This window comes from Streptomyces sp. NBC_00663, assembly GCF_036226885.1.
In the GTDB taxonomy this organism is placed as follows: domain Bacteria; phylum Actinomycetota; class Actinomycetes; order Streptomycetales; family Streptomycetaceae; genus Streptomyces.
This window is the reverse complement of record NZ_CP109027.1, coordinates 5,159,954-5,177,843: the sequence shown is the minus strand read 5'-3', so window position 1 is coordinate 5,177,843 and position 17,890 is coordinate 5,159,954. Positions and strand designations below refer to the sequence as shown.

General features: G+C 69.8%; 21 protein-coding genes. 9 read left to right on the top strand and 12 right to left on the bottom strand.

Annotated features, from left to right (window positions below; all coding sequences use genetic code 11):
• Window positions 1-219: 219 nt before the first annotated feature.
• Genes OG866_RS23710 through OG866_RS23700 form a run of 3 tightly spaced genes read right to left on the bottom strand, consistent with a single transcriptional unit; the run spans window position 220 to window position 2,734 of the window.
• Entirely contained in the window at window positions 220-1,107 is an 888-nt protein-coding gene (locus tag OG866_RS23710; RefSeq protein WP_329337572.1) for a hypothetical protein, read from the bottom strand.
• Window positions 1,104-1,997, bottom strand: coding sequence for a hypothetical protein (locus OG866_RS23705; RefSeq protein ID WP_329337570.1), 894 nt, complete (start codon window positions 1,995-1,997; stop codon window positions 1,104-1,106). The genes OG866_RS23710 and OG866_RS23705 overlap by 4 nt, the downstream gene beginning before the upstream one ends.
• Window positions 1,994-2,734 (bottom strand): hypothetical protein, encoded by a 741-nt coding sequence (locus tag OG866_RS23700; RefSeq protein WP_329337568.1) that lies wholly within the window; start codon window positions 2,732-2,734, stop codon window positions 1,994-1,996. The genes OG866_RS23705 and OG866_RS23700 overlap by 4 nt, the downstream gene beginning before the upstream one ends.
• A 151-nt stretch (window positions 2,735-2,885) precedes the next feature.
• On the opposite strand from OG866_RS23700, the gene OG866_RS23695 reads away from it, so the two are divergent.
• The gene (locus OG866_RS23695; RefSeq protein WP_329337566.1) at window positions 2,886-3,248 is read left to right on the top strand and encodes a DsrE family protein; all 363 of its coding nucleotides are present in this window, start codon (window positions 2,886-2,888) and stop codon (window positions 3,246-3,248) included.
• Here OG866_RS23695 and OG866_RS23690 read toward each other — a convergent pair.
• The 9 genes from OG866_RS23690 to OG866_RS23655 form a co-directional block, all read right to left on the bottom strand.
• Window positions 3,242-3,622 carry a VOC family protein gene (locus OG866_RS23690; RefSeq protein ID WP_329337564.1) on the bottom strand — a complete coding sequence of 127 codons (381 nt, stop codon included), beginning with the start codon at window positions 3,620-3,622 and terminating at the stop codon, window positions 3,242-3,244. The two genes, OG866_RS23695 and OG866_RS23690, sit on opposite strands and share 7 nt — an antisense overlap.
• 10 nt (window positions 3,623-3,632) lie before the next feature.
• Window positions 3,633-3,893, bottom strand: a complete 261-nt coding sequence (locus tag OG866_RS23685; RefSeq protein ID WP_329337562.1) for a DUF3099 domain-containing protein — start codon at window positions 3,891-3,893, stop codon at window positions 3,633-3,635.
• 101 nt (window positions 3,894-3,994) lie between these two features.
• Window positions 3,995-4,282, bottom strand: coding sequence for a DUF1416 domain-containing protein (locus OG866_RS23680; protein ID WP_007382995.1), 288 nt, complete (start codon window positions 4,280-4,282; stop codon window positions 3,995-3,997).
• A 64-nt stretch (window positions 4,283-4,346) separates the two neighbouring features.
• Entirely contained in the window at window positions 4,347-5,186 is an 840-nt protein-coding gene (locus tag OG866_RS23675; RefSeq protein WP_329337560.1) for a sulfurtransferase, read from the bottom strand.
• A gap of 129 nt (window positions 5,187-5,315) precedes the next feature.
• The gene (locus OG866_RS45265; RefSeq protein WP_350310325.1) at window positions 5,316-5,396 is read right to left on the bottom strand and encodes a putative leader peptide; all 81 of its coding nucleotides are present in this window, start codon (window positions 5,394-5,396) and stop codon (window positions 5,316-5,318) included.
• Window positions 5,397-5,594: 198 nt separating this feature from the next.
• On the bottom strand, window positions 5,595-6,323 hold the full coding sequence (locus tag OG866_RS23670) for an LmeA family phospholipid-binding protein (RefSeq protein WP_329337558.1): 729 nt from the start codon (window positions 6,321-6,323) through the stop codon (window positions 5,595-5,597).
• A 179-nt stretch (window positions 6,324-6,502) separates the two neighbouring features.
• The gene (locus tag OG866_RS23665) at window positions 6,503-7,606 is read right to left on the bottom strand and encodes a hypothetical protein (RefSeq protein WP_329337556.1); all 1,104 of its coding nucleotides are present in this window, start codon (window positions 7,604-7,606) and stop codon (window positions 6,503-6,505) included.
• A gap of 3 nt (window positions 7,607-7,609) precedes the next feature.
• Entirely contained in the window at window positions 7,610-7,864 is a 255-nt protein-coding gene (locus tag OG866_RS23660; protein WP_329337555.1) for a MoaD/ThiS family protein, read from the bottom strand.
• A gap of 45 nt (window positions 7,865-7,909) precedes the next feature.
• Window positions 7,910-8,791: an alpha/beta hydrolase gene (locus tag OG866_RS23655; protein ID WP_329337553.1), complete on the bottom strand. Its 882-nt coding sequence runs from the start codon at window positions 8,789-8,791 to the stop codon at window positions 7,910-7,912.
• Window positions 8,792-8,909: 118 nt separating this feature from the next.
• Between OG866_RS23655 and OG866_RS23650 the strand changes: the two genes are divergently transcribed.
• The 8 genes from OG866_RS23650 to OG866_RS23615 all read left to right on the top strand — a co-directional run bounded on the left by OG866_RS23650 (window position 8,910) and on the right by OG866_RS23615 (window position 17,806).
• The gene (locus OG866_RS23650) at window positions 8,910-9,689 is read left to right on the top strand and encodes a winged helix-turn-helix transcriptional regulator (protein ID WP_329337551.1); all 780 of its coding nucleotides are present in this window, start codon (window positions 8,910-8,912) and stop codon (window positions 9,687-9,689) included.
• 94 nt (window positions 9,690-9,783) lie between these two features.
• Entirely contained in the window at window positions 9,784-10,806 is a 1,023-nt protein-coding gene (locus OG866_RS23645) for a LacI family DNA-binding transcriptional regulator (RefSeq protein ID WP_329337549.1), read from the top strand.
• 143 nt (window positions 10,807-10,949) lie between these two features.
• A complete protein-coding gene (locus OG866_RS23640; protein ID WP_329337548.1) occupies window positions 10,950-12,110 on the top strand; it encodes a S1C family serine protease in 1,161 nt (386 codons plus the stop codon).
• Between the two features lie 26 nt (window positions 12,111-12,136).
• Window positions 12,137-12,307 (top strand): hypothetical protein, encoded by a 171-nt coding sequence (locus OG866_RS23635; RefSeq protein ID WP_329337547.1) that lies wholly within the window; start codon window positions 12,137-12,139, stop codon window positions 12,305-12,307.
• 101 nt (window positions 12,308-12,408) lie between these two features.
• Window positions 12,409-13,146, top strand: coding sequence for a response regulator transcription factor (locus OG866_RS23630; RefSeq protein WP_329337545.1), 738 nt, complete (start codon window positions 12,409-12,411; stop codon window positions 13,144-13,146).
• Window positions 13,143-14,603: a sensor histidine kinase gene (locus OG866_RS23625; protein ID WP_329337543.1), complete on the top strand. Its 1,461-nt coding sequence runs from the start codon at window positions 13,143-13,145 to the stop codon at window positions 14,601-14,603. Before OG866_RS23630 ends, OG866_RS23625 begins: the two co-directional genes overlap by 4 nt.
• A 75-nt stretch (window positions 14,604-14,678) precedes the next feature.
• Window positions 14,679-16,757 (top strand): pectinesterase family protein, encoded by a 2,079-nt coding sequence (locus OG866_RS23620; protein ID WP_329337542.1) that lies wholly within the window; start codon window positions 14,679-14,681, stop codon window positions 16,755-16,757.
• 77 nt (window positions 16,758-16,834) lie between these two features.
• On the top strand, window positions 16,835-17,806 hold the full coding sequence (locus tag OG866_RS23615; RefSeq protein ID WP_329337541.1) for an Imm49 family immunity protein: 972 nt from the start codon (window positions 16,835-16,837) through the stop codon (window positions 17,804-17,806).
• Window positions 17,807-17,890: the final 84 nt, after the last annotated feature.

Sequence of the window (17,890 nt, the reverse complement as noted above, 5' to 3'; positions counted from 1 at the left end):
TCGGGTCAGCGCTGGCCCTGGTACAGCTTCTTCACCGTCAGCCCGGCGAAGGCGAGGACGCCGACGCAGACCAGGACGAGCAGGGCTTCGAAGAATGCCTCAAGCACGGGGTGCTCCTTGCTGAGCGGTTATGGGCGGTACTAGAGCCGGGCCCCAGCTTAGTCGGCCGGGGCCCGCCCTTCTCTGCGAGGTAGGCCTCACGGCTCCCCGACGCACGCCTCAGCCCAGCAGCTGGCTCTGGAGCACCACCGTCTGCTGGAACGGCACGGCAGCCGCCGAGCCCTTCCGCGACTGCACGACCAGCCCGAGGACGTCGCCGGAGACCAGATACGCCTCCCGTACCTGCTCCGCCCCGTACGGCTTGGCCTCGCCGTATGCGTAGTGCCGTACGTTCTCCACCTCGGCCTTCTCCGGGAACGCCTCGTCGATGTGCACCTCGGAGGCGCCCTTCAGGGCGAACTGGGGGGCGTCGTAGCCGGTGAAGCTGTTCTCCTGGAGGGAGTCGACGACCCTCGCCGTGTCGAACTGAAGCAGGTAGATCCGGGTGTGGGTGCCGTCGGCCGTGGTCCAGCCCCGGGCGGCGACGTGCCGCAACCCCTGGTCGGTCAGGAGCTGGCCGATGGCGTCCCGGTCGTCCTTGTCCTCGTAGACCGCGAGGAAGTCCTTCCGCGCCAGCCAGCCGTCCTCGCCGTCGAGCGCCTTGTCGGCCTTGGCGCCCTTGGGCGCGGGCAGGAGCAGTGCGCGCAGGTCGGCGTAGTGGGAGTTGGCCGAGTTCGCCTTGCCGAAGGGCCTCGGGCTGCCGGAGGGCAGCGGCGGCTGCACGATCGGCGGATACTCCCAGCGTCCGTCCGTTTCGGTCGCGAGTCCCGGTACGTCCGTCCGCTCCATCCGCGTGATCCCGTACGCCGTCCCGGCCCCGGCCGCGGCGAAGACCACGACGGCGGCGGTCCACCGCAGGACGGCCCGCAGCACCCGGCGGTCCTTCTTGACGGGCGGGGCGGCCGGGGCCCCCTCGGTGGTTTCGGCGCCCGCCTCCGCGGCCCCGGTGACCTCGGTGACGTCGGTGACCTCGGAGATCTCCCCGATCGGCTGCTGTTCGGTGGTCATACGGCCTTCCCCGGGTCGTCGATGCGGTCGAGCTGGGCGCCGACGAAGGTGGAGATCCCGTCCTTGTCCAGGGGGGCGACCCCGGACGCGTTGACGGCGACCAGGACGTCACCCACGTAGGCGGAGCAGAACATCCAGTCGATCTTCTCGTCCTTGTCCTTGGGCGCGAGGAAGCACTTGGCGTTCTTGTGGCCGTCGATCTTCGGGCCCTTGCGCATGATGCCGAGGGCCTCGAAGAACTCGATCTCGGACGTCGAGCTGTTGCGCACGGCGGCCTGGCTCTCCATCTGCGTCAGGGTGACGCTGACCGAGGACACCTTGTCGTCGTAGACCGCGTAGCCGTTGGCGTTGAGGTAGCTGCGCATCACGACACCCTTGATGCGCTGGCGGTCGATCTGCTTCTCCAGCTTCCGCCGGTCGGCGGGCGGGAGGCCCTTGAGGGACTCCTTGCGCAGGGCGGTGGCCTGCCGGCCGCTCAGCTCGGCGTCGGCGCCGAACTCGTCGATGTCGGGGCCCTGGGAGAAGCCGTTCGCCTCGTAGGGCAGCAGCATTCCGCGCAGCCCCTTCGCCTCCGGGGCGTCCTTGTCCGCGGCGGCCTTGGGGAACTTCCAGCTCGGCTTCCCGGGGTCCCGGTCGGCGTCCTGGACGGTCACGACGGTGTAGCCGGTGCCTCCGACGACGGCGCCGAGGAGAAGGACGGAGCCGGTGAGGGTGGCGACGCGGCGAAGGGGGAAACGCTTCTTCGCGACGGGCGCGGGCGGCTCGTCCGGTACGGGCGGCACATCTGGTACGGGCGGCGCGTCCGGCACCGGTGTCCCGTCCGGTACGGGGCTCTGGAGGACCTCGGGGTTGTCAGGGCTCTGGAGGACCTCGGGGTTGTCGGTGCTCACAGCCGCTCCATCTGCCGCTTGGCCAGGTCCATGATCTTCTTCTTGGGAATGGGCTTGGTGTCGTAGACCCAGACGGTCATGGCGATGTCGCCGCGCGTGGCCATCGCCTCGGCGGAGTACAGCGGCAGATAACCGGGCTTCGTGTCCGGCTTGTTGTGGACGTACGCCCACCCGTCACCGGTCCCGGGCACCGGCCAGCTGTCGGTGTCGTCCTCGTCACCGGCGAAGTCCTGCTCGTTCGCGGTGTAGTCGGCGGCCGTCAGGCCCCGCTCCTGGCGGAACTGCGTGAGCACGATCTCGACGCTGTACGTGCCGCCGACCAGCCAGTCGGTGACGGCGGCCCGGCGGAACTCGTCGGTCGCGAGGTTGCCGAAGGCGTTCTGCGGCTTCTCGTAGAGGTCCGCGTACTCGGCGATGTCCATCCAGCCGTCGACGCCCGCCGCGAAGTCGGGCTCCCGGGCTCCCTTGGGCTTCTTGAGCAGCAGCTTGCGCAGATCGCCGTTCACCTTGACGTGCCGGTCCTGGGCGGCGGACAGCGGCTCGACCTCGCCCTTGGCCTGCTTGACGACCGGCTGCGACAGCGGCGGCAGCGCGGTGGGCTCGCGGTTCGCCTGCACGACGAACCCGGTGCAGGTGCCGGCGACGACGCCGAGCACGGCGGCCGCGGCGATGATCAGCGTGGTGCGGCCACGCCGCCGGGGCCGGGGCGCCACTGCCGCCTCGAGCTGTTCCGGCACTTCCGGCACCTCGTCAGGTACCGGGATTTCCTGAACTTCAGGTACTTCCAAGACGTCCCCCCACAGAACGTGAAGTGCACATTCCATATGTGCGCACAGGAGACTCACGGCCCGCGACCTGGGTTGTAGCCGCGTTGATTACGATTCAGTCATGGCGAAGAAGCTCGTGATCAAGGTGACGGCGGGGGCCGATGCCCCCGAACGCTGCTCGCAGGCGTTCACGGTGGCGGCGGTTGCCGTGGCCAGCGGGGTCGAGGTCTCCCTGTGGCTGACCGGCGAGTCCGCGTGGTTCGCGCTGCCGGGCCGGGCCGCCGAGTTCGAGCTGCCGCACGCGGCCCCCCTCCCCGACCTGATCGAGTCGGTCCTGGCCGGCGGCACGCTGACCCTGTGCACCCAGTGCGCGGCCCGCCGGGACATCACGGAGAAGGACGTCATCGAGGGCGTACGGATCGCGGGCGCGCAGGTGTTCGTGCAGGAGGCGCTGGGCGACGAGACGCAGGCGCTCGTCTACTGAGCCTCCGGCGTCCACAGACAGAACGGGTGCCCGGCCGGGTCGAGGAGCACCCGTACGTCGTCCTGCGGCTGGTACGCGGCGAGCGTCGCCCCCTCGGCCAGCGCTCGCGCGCTCTCACCGTCCAGATCGTCGACCTCGATGTCGAGGTGCAGCATCATCTGCTGCGCACCGGGCTCCCGGCCGGGCCAGACCGGCGGCACGTACGCGGGCTCGGTCTGGAAGGCGAGCCCCACCCCTGAGCCCGGCGGCCCGATGAGCACCCAGTCGGCTTCCGCCTCGCGCACCACGTACCCGAGCAGGCGCTGATAGAAGCGGGCGAGCTGACGGGCGTCCGGTGCGTCGAGTACGACGGTCGACAACCTCATGGGCGACATGGGCCCCTTCCTACTGCCGCCGCTTCTTCCCGTCCAGCTCGTCCCACCACTCGTCGGACTTGGGATCGCCGGAGGGGTCGTCCCACCAACGGTCGTCGGGTCCGCGCCGGTTGGCGACCATGGCGGCGACCGGCGGGATCACCATGGCGACCACGCACATCCCCACGGCGACCGGGATCGACCACAGCCGTACGACACCCCACGCCAGGACGAAGAGCCCGACGCAGGTGCCCATCATGGCGAAATAGACGTGCCGTCGACGCGCCAGCATGACTCCAGCGTAGGCCGGGGGCCCCGGAAAGGCCGAAGGGCCGCACCCCCTGGAGTCCAACCCTGGGGGGTGCGGCCCTTCGGCCGTTCGGTCACGCCTGCTCAGACGGCGATCGCGACCTCGGCGAGGCCGCCCTGCTGGGCGACGACGGTACGGTCGGCGGTCCCGCCCGGCACCAGCGCGCGGACGGTCCAGGTGCCCTCGGCCGCGTAGAAGCGGAACTGGCCCGTCGCGGAGGTGGGGACCTCGGCGGTGAACTCGCCGGTCGAGTCCAGGAGGCGGACGTAGCCCACCACAGGCTCGCCGTCACGCGTCACCTGGCCCTGGATCGTGGTCTCACCGGGCTTGATCGTCGAGGCGTCGGGGCCGCCGGCCTTCGCTCCACACATGTCTTTCTCCAGATTCAGAAGGTCTGACCGGAAGGAAGGCCGGTCGGGGTGGGACGGGGTCTGCTTACTTGTTGGCGCCGAGCTCGATCGGGACGCCGACGAGGCTGCCGTACTCGGTCCAGGAGCCGTCGTAGTTCTTGACGTTCTCGACACCGAGCAGCTCGTGCAGCACGAACCAGGTCAGCGCGGAGCGCTCGCCGATGCGGCAGTAGGCGATGGTGTCCTTGGCGAGGTCGACCTGCTCCTCGGCGTAGAGCTCCTTGAGCTCGTCGTCCGACTTGAAGGTGCCGTCGTCGTTGGCGTTCTTCGACCACGGGATGTTGCGGGCGGACGGGACGTGACCCGGACGCTGCGACTGCTCCTGGGGCAGGTGGGCCGGGGCGAGCAGCTTGCCGGAGAACTCGTCGGGCGAGCGCACGTCGACCAGGTTCTGCGAACCGATCGCGGCGACCACGTCGTCGCGGAAGGCGCGGATGGCGGTGTTCTGGGCCTTGGCCTTGTAGTCGGTCGTCGGGCGCTCGGGCACCTCTTCGACCAGCTCGCGGGCGTCGAGCTCCCACTTCTTGCGGCCGCCGTCGAGGAGCTTGACGCTCTCGTGGCCGTACAGCTTGAAGTACCAGTAGGCGTACGACGCGAACCAGTTGTTGTTGCCGCCGTAGAGGATCACCAGGGTGTCGTTGCCGATGCCCTTGGCCGACAGGAGCTTCTCGAAGCCCTCCTGGTCGACGAAGTCACGGCGGACCGGGTCCTGGAGGTCCTTGGTCCAGTCGATACGGATCGCGTTGCGGATGTGGTTCTTCTCGTAGGCGGACGTGTCCTCGTCCACCTCCACGATCGCGATGTTCGGGTTGTCGAGGTTGGCCTCGACCCAGTCGGCGTCGACCAGGACGTCGCTGCGGCTCATGCTCTTTCTCCTCCGGGGCAGTTACGGCGGGGCATACGGCTGTGAGGCGTGCGCGGGCCGACGGGGCCTCGGCGCACGGATGCCCTGGGATCAGGGCGAGGGGATGCGGACGGCGCTCGGCGCTTCCGCTCAGAAAGTGCGACAGAGCATGGCGGCAACGCGGCACAGGTCCACTGCCCGCCGCTTTGTGAGATCCGCCTGTCGCTTCATGCCGTCGATCGTAGGGACGGACTACCAGCCATGTCACCGGCGTGTCGTATTTTGAGACGCGATCGTCCGCGATGTGGGATTGGATCAGCGCCCGGACCGTGTTCGCACGGCTTCCGGACGCCGGTGGCCGTCATCACACCCACCATGACGGACGGCCCGTCTCGCCCCTCGGACACTCGCCGTCCGCCGAACGCGGTCCTACCCGGCCAGCTCGACGTTCGAACCCTTCACCGTGACCTCCACACCGTCCGGCGCGGCCTCGACCTTGTCGAGCTGGATGCCGCCGGGCAGATCGTCGATCTTCTGCTCGAAGTCGGTGATCGACCGCACCTTGCCCTCGGCGACCTCGACGACCAGGTTCGGCAGGTTGTCGGCGTGCACCTTCACGGTGTCGCCGGCCACGGTGACCGTGCTGAGCACGGGGTAGGTGGTCGACTTGCCCAGCGCCGTGACCTTGACGTTCACCTTGATCTTGCCGTTGCCCCCGTCGGAGAGCCCGACCACCTCGGCGGTCACCCCGGTGAAGATCTCCGTCGGGTCGGACTTGGCGGCCTTGAGCAGCTCGTCGTAGGAGATGGACGCCGTACCGCTCGCCGTGGCGGCCGTGGCGGAGCTGTAGTCCCCGGAGAACGAGACGCCCTTGAAGTTCGCCTTGATGTCATCGATCCGAATGGTCTCGCCGGCGCTCCCGGCGGCCGCCTCGTAGTCCTTGATCCCGACCTCGGCATCGTCCAGCTCCCCGGACACGACCTGGGTCAGGAACGGAAAGCCCTTGATGGACACATCGGGCGTACTGGCGAGGTTCTCACTGCTCCGCAGCTTGTCCGCCACCTCACCCTCGGCGAAGTGCACGGCAACCCGGTCGGCGATGACGAAGAGCCCACCCAGCACAACAACAACAATCAGCAGTATTCGCAGTGCGCGCATTCTTTGGTGTTCCCCCACCTAGGCGGTCTACGTCGCTGCAAACGGTAACGCCACGGACGAAGAGGCCCGCCGGTTTGTCGATCACCTGTGACACGTGGACGCGCGCCCCCGGCACCGCGCCGTTCCGAGGACGGACACCCCCCCGGCGCGGCCCCGACCCACGACGAACCGCCCGCGGACTAGCCGAGCGCGCGTCCCAGTACGTACACGGCCGGAGCGGCGGCGGCCAGTGGTAGCGCGACGCCCGCCGTGAAGTGCACGAACCGCGACGGATAGTCGTAACTGGCCACCCGGTGCCCGACCAGCGCGCACACCCCCGCGCCGACCCCGAGCAGCGCACCCTGCGCACCCACCCCGGTCATCCCGCCGACGGCGATACCCGCACCCGCGGCGGCCAGCAGCGAGACGACCACCGACGCGGCCGTGGGCAGCGGCAGCGCCCGCGCCAGCACGGCCACGGCGACCGACGCCGCGCCCACCGACACCGCGTCCGCCGACGCCGCGAGATACCCCGCCGCGACGATCGCCAGCGCCGACGAGGCGACGGTCGCCATCAGGCCGTACATCCGGGTGTCGGGGTCCGCGTGCGACCGCAGCTGGAGCACCAGGCACAGCAGCACCCACACCCCCAGCGTGCCGAGGATCGCCGCGGGCGACCGGTCGGCGGCCAGCAGCGCCACGTCCGCGACGACCGCCCCGAGGAACGCCAGCGCGATGCCCTGCCGGGCGGGCCACATGCCGTTCAGCCGGAACCAGCCCGCGGCCGTCACGGCCTGGAGAAGAACGAGCGGTACGAGCAGCGCGTACGACCCGACGGTCGCCGCACCCGCGAGCAGCAGCCCCAGAACCGCCGTGAGGGCGGCGGGCTGCATCCCGGGCTCGATGATCGGCGACCGGCCTTCGAGCCGGGCCCGCTGGGCGTCGGTGACACGGGCGTTGCCGCCGAGGGTGGCGGGGCCGTAGTCGCCGGAAGCAGCCGCGACCGGCTCCGCGGCCGGAGCCGAGACCGGCTCCTCGTACACGGGCTCCTGATACACAGGCTCCTGGTACCCGGGGTCCTGATAGCCGGCCGGCTCATACCCCTGCGGCGGCAGATACGCCGTGTCCGCGGGCGCGACCGGCGCGGACATCTGGGTCTCCCAGGTCTGCCCCTGCCACTGCTGGGTGTACTGCTGAGCGGCCTGCGGGTCCTCGTACGCCTGCTGCCAGTAGGGGTCGTGCCCCTGCTGCCCCTGGTACTGCTGGCCCTCGTACTGCTGACCCTCATACGGCTGGTTCGTCATCGCTCACCCTCCTGCGAACGGCGGGAGCACCTCGACCGTGCCGCCGTCGGCCAGCCGTACCGTCTCATGTCCGCGGGTGCCCACGGGGTCACCGTCGATGAGGAACGAGCATCGTTGCAGCACGCGCGTGAGTTCACCGGGGTGTCGCCCCCGCACCGCGTCGAGCGCCTCGGCGAGGGTGGCGGCGTCGTACGCCTCCTCGGCGACCCCGGCCGCGGCCTTCGCGGCGGCCCAGTAGCGCACCGTGACCTTTGGCATCTGCTTCCGCTGCTTCCTCACTCGACCGTGTTGAACACCGTCAGGCTAGCTCTCCTGTGAGACGGCCCAGTCCCCGATGCGCCGCAGCAGCTCGTCCGGGGCCGCGTTCTCGGCATGGCCCATTCCATGCTCCACCCACAGTTCCGCGTGGCCGGGGGCCGCGTCGGCCAGCATGCGGGGGTGGTCGAGGGGGAAGTAGCCGTCGCGGTCGCCGTGGACGATGAGGAGAGGGGTCGGGGCGATCCTCGGGACCGCCTCCACCGGGGACAGCGGGACCGGGTCCCACTCCCTGTGGTGGATGCGGGTACGGAGGCCGTACCTCCCCACCAGCCGCCCGGCGGGCCGCGTTACCAGCCAGTGAAGCTTCCGCATAGGCGCCGTCCCCCGGTAGTACCACCGGGCGGGAGCACTCACCGAAACCACCACGTCGGTCTGCGCACCCGTGCGCCCCTCGTGCTCATTCCGGTCGTCCCGCTCCTCCCGGTACAGCGCCGCGTGCCGCAACACCACGGACCCGCCCATCGAGAACCCCACGGTCACCACGCGCGCGTGCCCGAGCGAGCGCGCCCACTCCACCGCGGCGGCCAGATCCAGCACCTCACGGTCGCCGACCGTCGACCGCCCGCCGGAGGCCCCATGGCCGCGGAAGGAGAACGTGACCACGGCGCCGTACTGCGTGAACGCCTCCGCCACCCGGCGAACATGAGGACGATCCGCGTCGCCCGTGAAACCGTGCGCGACGACGAACACGGGACCACGGGAGGGTGACGCGGAGGCGTCGTATACGAAGGCCGGCGGATCGTATACGGAATCGATCGCCACCCCGTCCGCGGTGTGCAGAAACGTCCGTATAGGTGTGCCTCTGTTCGTCTCAGAGTGCGGAATCGAGGTGGATCGCACGACACGACCTGCCGGTTCCATGCGCATGTGGGCTATTCTCCTGAACAGAGGACTCGGGCAATGCAGCCCCCGGGTCCTTTTGTGCTTTCGGATCACCTGTATACGAAAGCTACGACCTCGCCGGGACCGAGGAGGAACCAGCCGTATGAGTTCTCTGCTGCTCCTGACCAACGCACTCCAGCCGTCGACGGAGGTGCTCCCCGCTCTCGGCCTGCTCCTGCACAACGTGCGCGTGGCTCCGGCGGAAGGCCCAGCCCTCGTCGACACCCCCGGTGCCGATGTCATCCTCATCGACGGCCGCCGCGACCTCCCGCAGGTCCGCAGCCTGTGCCAGCTCCTGCGCTCCACGGGGCCCGGCTGTCCACTCATCCTCGTCGTCACCGAGGGCGGCCTCGCCGCCGTCACCGCCGACTGGGGCATCGACGACGTACTCCTCGACACCGCCGGACCGGCCGAGGTCGAGGCCCGACTGCGGCTCGCCATGGGCCGGCAGCAGATCGTCAACGACGACTCCCCCATGGAGATCCGCAACGGCGACCTGTCGGTCGACGAGGCGACCTACTCCGCCAAGCTCAAGGGCCGGGTCCTGGACCTGACCTTCAAGGAGTTCGAGCTCCTCAAATACCTGGCCCAGCATCCGGGCCGCGTCTTCACACGCGCCCAGCTGCTCCAGGAGGTCTGGGGCTACGACTACTTCGGTGGCACCCGGACCGTGGACGTGCACGTACGACGACTGCGCGCCAAGCTCGGCCCCGAGCACGAGTCGCTGATCGGAACCGTCCGGAACGTCGGTTACCGATTCGTTACTCCGGAGAAGGGCGAGCGCGCGACCGACGACGCCAAGGCCCGGAGCGACCGGCCAAAGGCGGAGGATGCGGACGAGACGGCCGCTCTGGACGCCACCGAGGTCAACGCCGACGTCTGACGGGGCCCGGCGTGCACAGGGGTCGCTCAGGCGGAGCACAGCGAAGACGGCTTACGCCCTGCCCAGAGCGGGTCCATCCGCGTAGACTCCGCGCGTGGCCAAGGTGACTCGAGATGACGTGGCGCGACTGGCAGGGACGTCGACTGCCGTCGTCAGTTACGTCATCAACAACGGACCCCGGCCGGTCGCCCCGGCCACGCGCGAGCGTGTTCTCGCCGCGATCAAGGAGCTGGGGTACCGGCCCGACCGGGTCGCCCAGGCGATGGCGTCCCGCCGGACGGACCTCATAGGCCTGATCATCCCGGACGCCCGTCAGCCCTTCTTCGGCGAGATGGCGCATGCGGTCGAACAGGCCGCGGCCGAGCGCGGAAAGATGGTCCTGGTCGGCAACACCGACTATGTCGCCGAGCGCGAGACCCACTATCTGCGGGCCTTCCTCGGCATGCGGGTCTCCGGCCTGATCCTCGTCAGCCACGCTCTCAACGACCTGGCCGCCGCGGAGATCGAGGCCTGGGACGCGCGCGTGGTGCTGCTGCACGAGCGGCCCGAGGCGATCGACGACGTCGCCGTCGTCCTCGACGACCTCACCGGCGCGAAGACGGCCGTCGAGCATCTCCTGAACCACGGCCATCCCTACGTCGCCTGTATGGGCGGCACCGCCGAAACCCCCTCCGTCGGCGACCCGGTCTCCGACCACGTCGAGGGCTGGCGACGGGCAATGGAGGAGGCCGGCCTCACCACCGAGGGACGGCTCTTCGAGGCGCCGTACAACCGCTACGACGCCTACCAGGTGGCGCTGGAGCTGCTGTCGGGGCCGAACCGCCCCCCCGCGATCTTCTGCTCCACCGACGACCAGGCCATCGGCCTGCTGCGGGCGGCGCGCGAGCTGCGCATCGACGTGCCGGGCGAGCTGGCGGTCATCGGCTTCGACGACATCAAGGAAGCCGCGCTCGCGGATCCGCCGATGACAACGATCGCATCGGACCGCTCCGCGATGGCGCGGGCCGCGGTGGACCTCGTACTGGACGACGGGCTGCGGGTGGCGGGGTCGCGGCGGGAGCGGTTGAAGCTGTTCCCGTCGAAGCTCGTCGTACGACGGTCCTGCGGCTGTGGATGAGGGCTCGCGGGCCCTTTATTAAGCCTCTCTGAGAGGTTTCCCGGTGGGGCCAGCGCGGTCTTTATATCGGGCAAACAAGGTTCTGGCGGCGTTCTCAGGGAGCACTCAGGGAGCTCTCATGGTCGGGCGACAAGCTCAGTGTCATGACCGAGAGCTTCCGCCGCGACGGCGAGTACGAGCAGTACGCGAACCCCTACCAGGGCGCCCAGCAGCACGCCTCCTCCCCCGTCAACCCCGAGTGGCCGGCCCCGCCGGCCCAGCCCCCCGCGCCGCAGCCGGTGACGGTGGAGCCGGGGACCACGGTGTGGCCGGCGCAGACTCAGGTCGCCGGCGGTGACGGCAACGGCAGCGGCGGTACCGCTGTCCTGACGGCGGTGGCGGCGGAGCCGGTGGCTCCCGCGCCTTCGCCCTCGCAGAAGAAGCGCGCCCGCGGTCCCTTCGCCCTCCTGGCCGCCGTCGCGATCGTCGCCGCGGCCATCGGCGGCGGTACGGCCTACGGCATCCAGGAGCTGACCGGCAACGACACGGTCGCCTCCAGCAGCAGCACCAGCACCAATGTGGTGCCGTCCGCCGACAAGGGCACGGTCTCCGGGGTCGCCAAGGCGGTCAGCCCGAGCATCGTCGAGATCAACGCGACGCTCAGCAACGGCTCCTCCACCGGCTCCGGTGTGATCATCACCAGCGACGGCGAGATCATCACCAACAACCACGTCATCTCCGGCGCCACCTCGGTCAAGGTCTCGACGAGCGACGGCAAGGAGTACACGGCCAAGGTCGTCGGCACCGACAGCGCCAAGGACCTCGCCCTGATCAAGCTGGAGAACGCCTCCGGCCTCACCACCGCGACCCTCGGCAACTCCGACGGTGTCCAGGTCGGCGACGAGGTCGTGGCGATCGGCTCCCCCGAGGGCCTGACCGGCACGGTGACCAGCGGCATCGTCTCCGCCCTGAACCGTGACGTGACCGTCTCGACGGACGAGAGCCAGAGCCAGGACCAGGGCCAGAGCGGCGGCAGCGGTCAGTGGCCGTTCGAGTTCGGCGGCCAGCAGTTCAACGGCGACACGGGTTCGTCGACGACGACGTACAAGGCCCTCCAGACGGACGCCTCGCTGAACCCCGGCAACTCCGGCGGCGCGCTGATCGACATGAACGGCAACATCATCGGCATCAACTCGGCGATGTACTCGGCCGCGGACTCCACGTCCTCCTCCAGCGCCGGCAGCGTCGGCCTCGGCTTCGCCATCCCGATCAACACCGTCAAGGCCGACCTCGCGAAGCTGCGGGCCGGCGGCACCGACAGCTGAACCACTGAGCGCGTAGGGAGTACGTCATGATCAAGCAGGTTTCCCACACGGTGGCCGCCACCGACCCGGCCGGCCTCACCCTGGCCCTTGAAGTGGCGTACGAGCTGCACGCGCCGACGGCGCCCGCGGTCCGGGCCCCCGAGATCTCGACAGTGGCCGCCCGCCGCACCGCCCGGCGCAGCCGGGTGCGCGCCTGACCCGGCCCGCGCCCGACCCGCCCCGTGCTTGACCCGACCGCCGGCCGACGTGCGACGCTGAAGGCGCCCACGTCCCACCGCACCCCGAGGAACCGCGAGCGATGAGCCCCGCCGATGGCGACCGTGACCCCCAGCGCATCCTGATCGTCGACGACGAGCCGGCCGTGCGCGAAGCACTCCAGCGCAGCCTCGCCTTCGAGGGCTACGACACGGAGGTCGCGGTCGACGGCGCGGACGCGCTGGAGAAGGCGACCGCGTACCAGCCCGACCTGGTCGTCCTCGACATCCAGATGCCCCGCATGGACGGTCTGACCGCCGCCCGCCGGATGCGCGGCGCGGGCACCACCACGCCGATCCTGATGCTGACGGCACGGGACACGGTCGGTGACCGGGTGACCGGCCTGGACGCCGGCGCCGACGACTACCTGGTCAAGCCGTTCGAGCTGGACGAGCTGTTCGCGCGGGTCCGTGCGCTGCTGCGGCGCAGCTCGTACGCGGCGGCTTCCGGTGCGGGTGCCGTGCCGGAGGACGAGGCGCTGACCTTCGCGGACCTCCGCATGGACCTGGCGACGCGGGAAGTCACCCGTGCCGGGCGCCCGGTGGAGCTGACCCGCACCGAGTTCACGCTGCTGGAGATGTTCATGGCGCACCCGCGCCAGGTCCTGACCCGTGAGCAGATCCTGAAGGCGGTCTGGGGCTTCGACTTCGAGCCGTCGTCGAACTCCCTCGACGTGTATGTCATGTACCTGCGCCGCAAGACCGAGGCGGGCGGCGAGCCCCGCCTCGTGCACACCGTGCGGGGCGTGGGCTATGTGCTCCGACAGGGCGGCGCGGAGTGAGGAAGCCTCTACGCCGCTTCCAGACCCTGCCGATCCGGGCGCGGCTGTCGTTGCTGGTGGCGGCGGCGGTGGCGTTCGCGGTGGCGGCGGTTTCGGTGACGTGCTGGTTCATCGTGCAGGGGAAACTGTACGACCAGGTGGACAGCGACTTGCAGAAGCTGATGCAGGGACCGCGGCAGATCCAGCAGATCGGCGATGCCGAGGCCGCCCTCAACTCCTGCACCACGACCCCGACGAACAGCACCGGCTTCAACTTCCGCAACAACTACTCGCAGGTGGTGACGGACAGCGGAAAGGTCTGTGTCTTCGACGGCTCCACGGGCACGATCAAGGTCACCCAGGCCGACAAGGACGTGATCAAGGAAGCCGACAGCAACCGGCTCCATTTCCGCAACGGCACCGACGAGAACGGCAACGCGGTCCGCGTGGTGACCCGCTATCTGGGCCCCACCACCACCGGCACCGGCCAGGCAGGCCCCGCCGTCGGAGTCGTCGCCGCCGTCCCTCTGAAGAGCACCGAGTCCACCCTCAACGAACTCGCCCTCATCCTCCTCCTCGTCTCCGGCATCGGAGTCCTCGGCGCCGGCGCAGCCGGTCTCGCCGTAGCCCGCGCAGGACTGCGCCCCGTCGACAAGCTCACCGAGGCCGTCGAACATGTGGCCCGTACCGAGGACTTGAGCGTGCGCATCCCGGTCGAGGACGACGCCGATGACGAAGTGGCCCGTCTCTCCCGCTCCTTCAACTCGATGAACACCTCCCTCGCCAACTCCCGCGAGCTGCAACAGCAGCTCATCGCGGACGCCGGTCATGAACTCCGTACTCCCCTGACCTCGTTGCGGACCAACATCGAGCTGCTCACCCGAAGTGAGGAGACGGGACGGCCCATCCCTGAGGCCGACCGCAAGGCGCTGCTCGCCTCCGTGAAGGCACAGATGACCGAACTGGCCGTTCTCATCGGTGACTTGCAGGAGCTGTCCCGCTCGGAAGGCCAGCGCGGCGAGCGCGTGCAGGTCGTGTCGCTGGAGGACACCGTCGAGTCGGCGCTCCGCCGCGCCCGGCTCCGTGGGCCGGAGTTGACGATCAACGCCCATCTGGAACCCTGGTTCGCCCGTGCCGAGCCCGCCGCGCTGGAACGCGCCGTCGTCAACATCCTCGACAACGCCGTGAAGTTCAGCCCCGAGGGCGGCACGATCGACGTACGGCTGAGCCAGGGCGAGCTGACGGTCCGCGACCACGGCCCCGGCATCCCCGCCGAGGAACTCCCGCACGTCTTCGACCGCTTCTGGCGCTCCCCCAGCGCCCGCGCCCTCCCCGGCTCCGGCCTCGGCCTGTCCATCGTCGCCCGTACCGTGGAGCAGGCCGGCGGTCAGGTGACCCTGGGGCACGCGGACGGCGGCGGCACGATCGCGACCGTACGTCTGCCGGGGGCCGCGACGCCGCCGCCGGAAACGGTCTGAGAGCCCCGGCAACCTTTCCGCCCCGCGCGGCAACCACGTTCCGTCCCGCACCCCCACGGAACGGAAGCCGTACGGATGACCGACACCCGCAGCAAGCCCCGCCATCGCCGGCGCAAGACCGCTCTTGTCGTCGGCGCCCCCCTCGCCCTGACGGCGGCCGGTGTTCTCGCCTACAGCCCCGTCTTCGGTGACGACGCCGAGAACGCCGCGTCCGCCGCCACCGCCGCCGCCGCGCCCGCCTGGGCCACCGCCACCGCCGACGGCTTCGCCTCGGTCAACGCCCTCGGCCAGAACGGCACTTACGGCGGCCGGGACGGCCAGATCGTCACCGTGAAGACGCTGGCCGACCTGGAGAAGTACGCGACGGCCGCCGAGCCGTACGTCATCGTCGTCGCCGCGACCATCAACATGGACCCGGTCGGCAAAGAGATCAAGGTGCAGTCCAACAAGACCATCGTCGGGTCCGGGACGTCCGGGCACATCGTCGGCGGTGGCTTCTTCCTCGGCACCGGCGTCCACAACGTCATCATCCGGAACCTGACCATTCGGGATGCCTATCAAGGCGTGTGGAACGACAAGGAGCACGACTTCGACGGCATCCAGATGGACGGCGCCCACCATGTGTGGATCGATCACAACGATCTGCGGCACATGGCCGACGGGCTCATCGACGTGCGCAAGGACAGCACGTACGTGACGGTCTCCTGGAACAAGATGAGCCAGGACAACAAGGCGTTCGGCATCGGGTGGACCGACAACGTCGTCACCGACATCACCATCCACCACAACTGGATCCGGGAGACCGAGCAGCGCAACCCGTCCACGGACAACGCCGCCCACGCCCACCTCTACAACAACTTCCTGGAGGACGTCGCCGGCACCGACATCACGTCGTCGTACGGGAACTACTCGCGCGGCGCCACCAAGATGGTGCTGGAGAACTCGTACTTCCAGGGCATGAACAACCCCGTCATCAAGGACAGCACCGCCACCATCGTCCAGAAGGGCAACACCTTCGTCGGGACGAGCGGGAGGAACGAGAGCGGGGGTACCGCCTTCGATCCGAAGAGCTACTACGCGTACACGCTCGACGCGACGGCCAACGTGCCCTCGCTCCTCAAGTCCGGTGCGGGGCCGCGGAGTTCGATAGGCACCACCGCGTCCACGTCCGCGTCCGCCGCCACGCTGGCCGCCGCTGCCACCACCCTCACCGTCGCCAAGGACGGCAGCGGGCAGTACACGACCGTGCAGGCCGCGGTGAACGCCGTACCGGCCAACAACGCCTCGCGTGTCGTCATCCAGGTGAAGCCGGGGACGTACCGCGAGCTGGTGAAGGTGCCGTCCAACAAGCCGCACGTCACCATCCAGGGCACGGGCGGCAGCCGTAAGGACACGGTGATCGTCTACAACAACGCCTCGGGCACGCAGAAGCCGGACGGTTCGGGGACCTACGGCACCGGCGGCAGCGCCACCGTCGCCGTCGACGCCGATGACTTCCAGGCGCGCAACCTGACCATCTCCAACGACTTCGACGAAGCCGCCCACACCGACATCGCCCAGCAGGCCGTCGCCCTGCGCACCAGCGCCGACAAGGTGTTCCTGGACGGGGTCATCGTCAGCGGCGACCAGGACACGCTGCTGGTGGACACGGCCGCCAAGGAGAAGCTGGGCCGTGTCTACATGACCAACTCCTACGTCATCGGCAACGTCGACTTCATCTTCGGGCGCGCCACCGCGGTGATCGACAAGTCCGTCATCACGCTGAAGAAGCGCTACAACGGCACCTCCGCCGGGTACGTCACCGCTCCCAGCACGGCCGCCGACCGCAAGGGCTTCCTGATCGCCAACTCCACGGTCAACGGCGACGTCTCGGCCGCGAGCTTCTATCTCGGCCGCCCCTGGCACGCCGGTGGTGACGCGACCCTCGACCCGCAGACGACCGTCCGCAACACCAGCCTGAGCGCGGCGATCAAGTCCACCCCGTGGACCGACATGAGCGGCTTCTCCTGGAAGGCCGACCGGTTCGCCGAGTACAAGAACACGGGCGCCGGATCGGGCGCCGCGAGCGGCGACCGGCCCCAGCTGACCGACGCGCAGGCCGCGAACCAGGAGGTCGCGGACTGGCTCGGCGACTGGACGCCGACGGCTTCCTGACGCCGGGTACAAGCGCTGTCGGTGCCCGTTGATAACGTGCCTCGTCCACTCATCAGCTGTGTGAAGGGACGGGGCACGTGCGGGACGTGACATGCCATCAGGTCAGTGACCAGCGGCTGGCCGAGGCGCTCGACGACATCCACGGGCGGGCGTTCTCGCACTGGCACTCCCTGCGGTACGACAGCATCTCGCCGGCACTGATACAGGCCATGGCGGACGAACTCCTCGACCATGTCGCCGCCCGTGCGGTCGCGGACCCGGGGCTCGACCACCAGGCGCGCGTGGTCGCCGTCACCGCGGCGGAGTGTGTGCACGGAGTGCTGAGCGTCCTGTGCTTCCCGAACGGGGACCAGGAGATCCGGTTCCCCCTCGTCGGGGAACGGATCAGCACGGACCCCGATGACGACGAGTTCGGGGACGGGCCCCTCACCTTCCGGGATGTCGTCAAGGAGGCGCCCACCGCGCGGACGTGGCTCGATCTGTTCGAGGTGGCTGTCGTCAGCGGGCTCGTGCGGGACCGGGAGCGGATCGTCGGGCTGCTGCTGCGCGGGGACTACGCGCCCGCCGTCCGGGACGGGTCGCCCTACAACCCGTACACCTCCGTCTCCGCCCCCGCCGACCTCGCCGCCATGGACGCCCTGTGCCGCTATCTCACCGAGCCGGCCGGGCATCTGCCCCGCGACTGGCCGGCCGTCGCACTGCGCAAGCCCGACACCGGGGAGCGCGCGGAGTCCGCCCGGCGGCTCGACGCGATCGGCGAGATCGGCGAGATCGGCGAGATCGGCGATGCGCTGAGTGCGGACCAGCGCCTGCTGCGCGTGCTCCTCGACGACGACCAGGCCTCCTTCGAGGAGGCTCTCGCGGCCCGGCTGATCGCCCACCGGGAGTGCCTTGAGGCCGCTGCCGGTGATCCGGCGCCCCGTTCCCTCCTCCCCCTCGGCGCCCTCGCCCTGGCCTGTCTCGCCGTCCAGGTCCATGGCTGGGAGCTCGGCGTCCGGTCCGGCTATCTGCCGCACGGACTGCTCGGGACGGCGGGGGCAGGGGTGTGACCTGCCGGGAGTACCACACCGACCGACGCGCACGGCTGAAGGCCCTCGGGCTCATCGCGGCGATGCCCCACGCCCTGCGGCCCG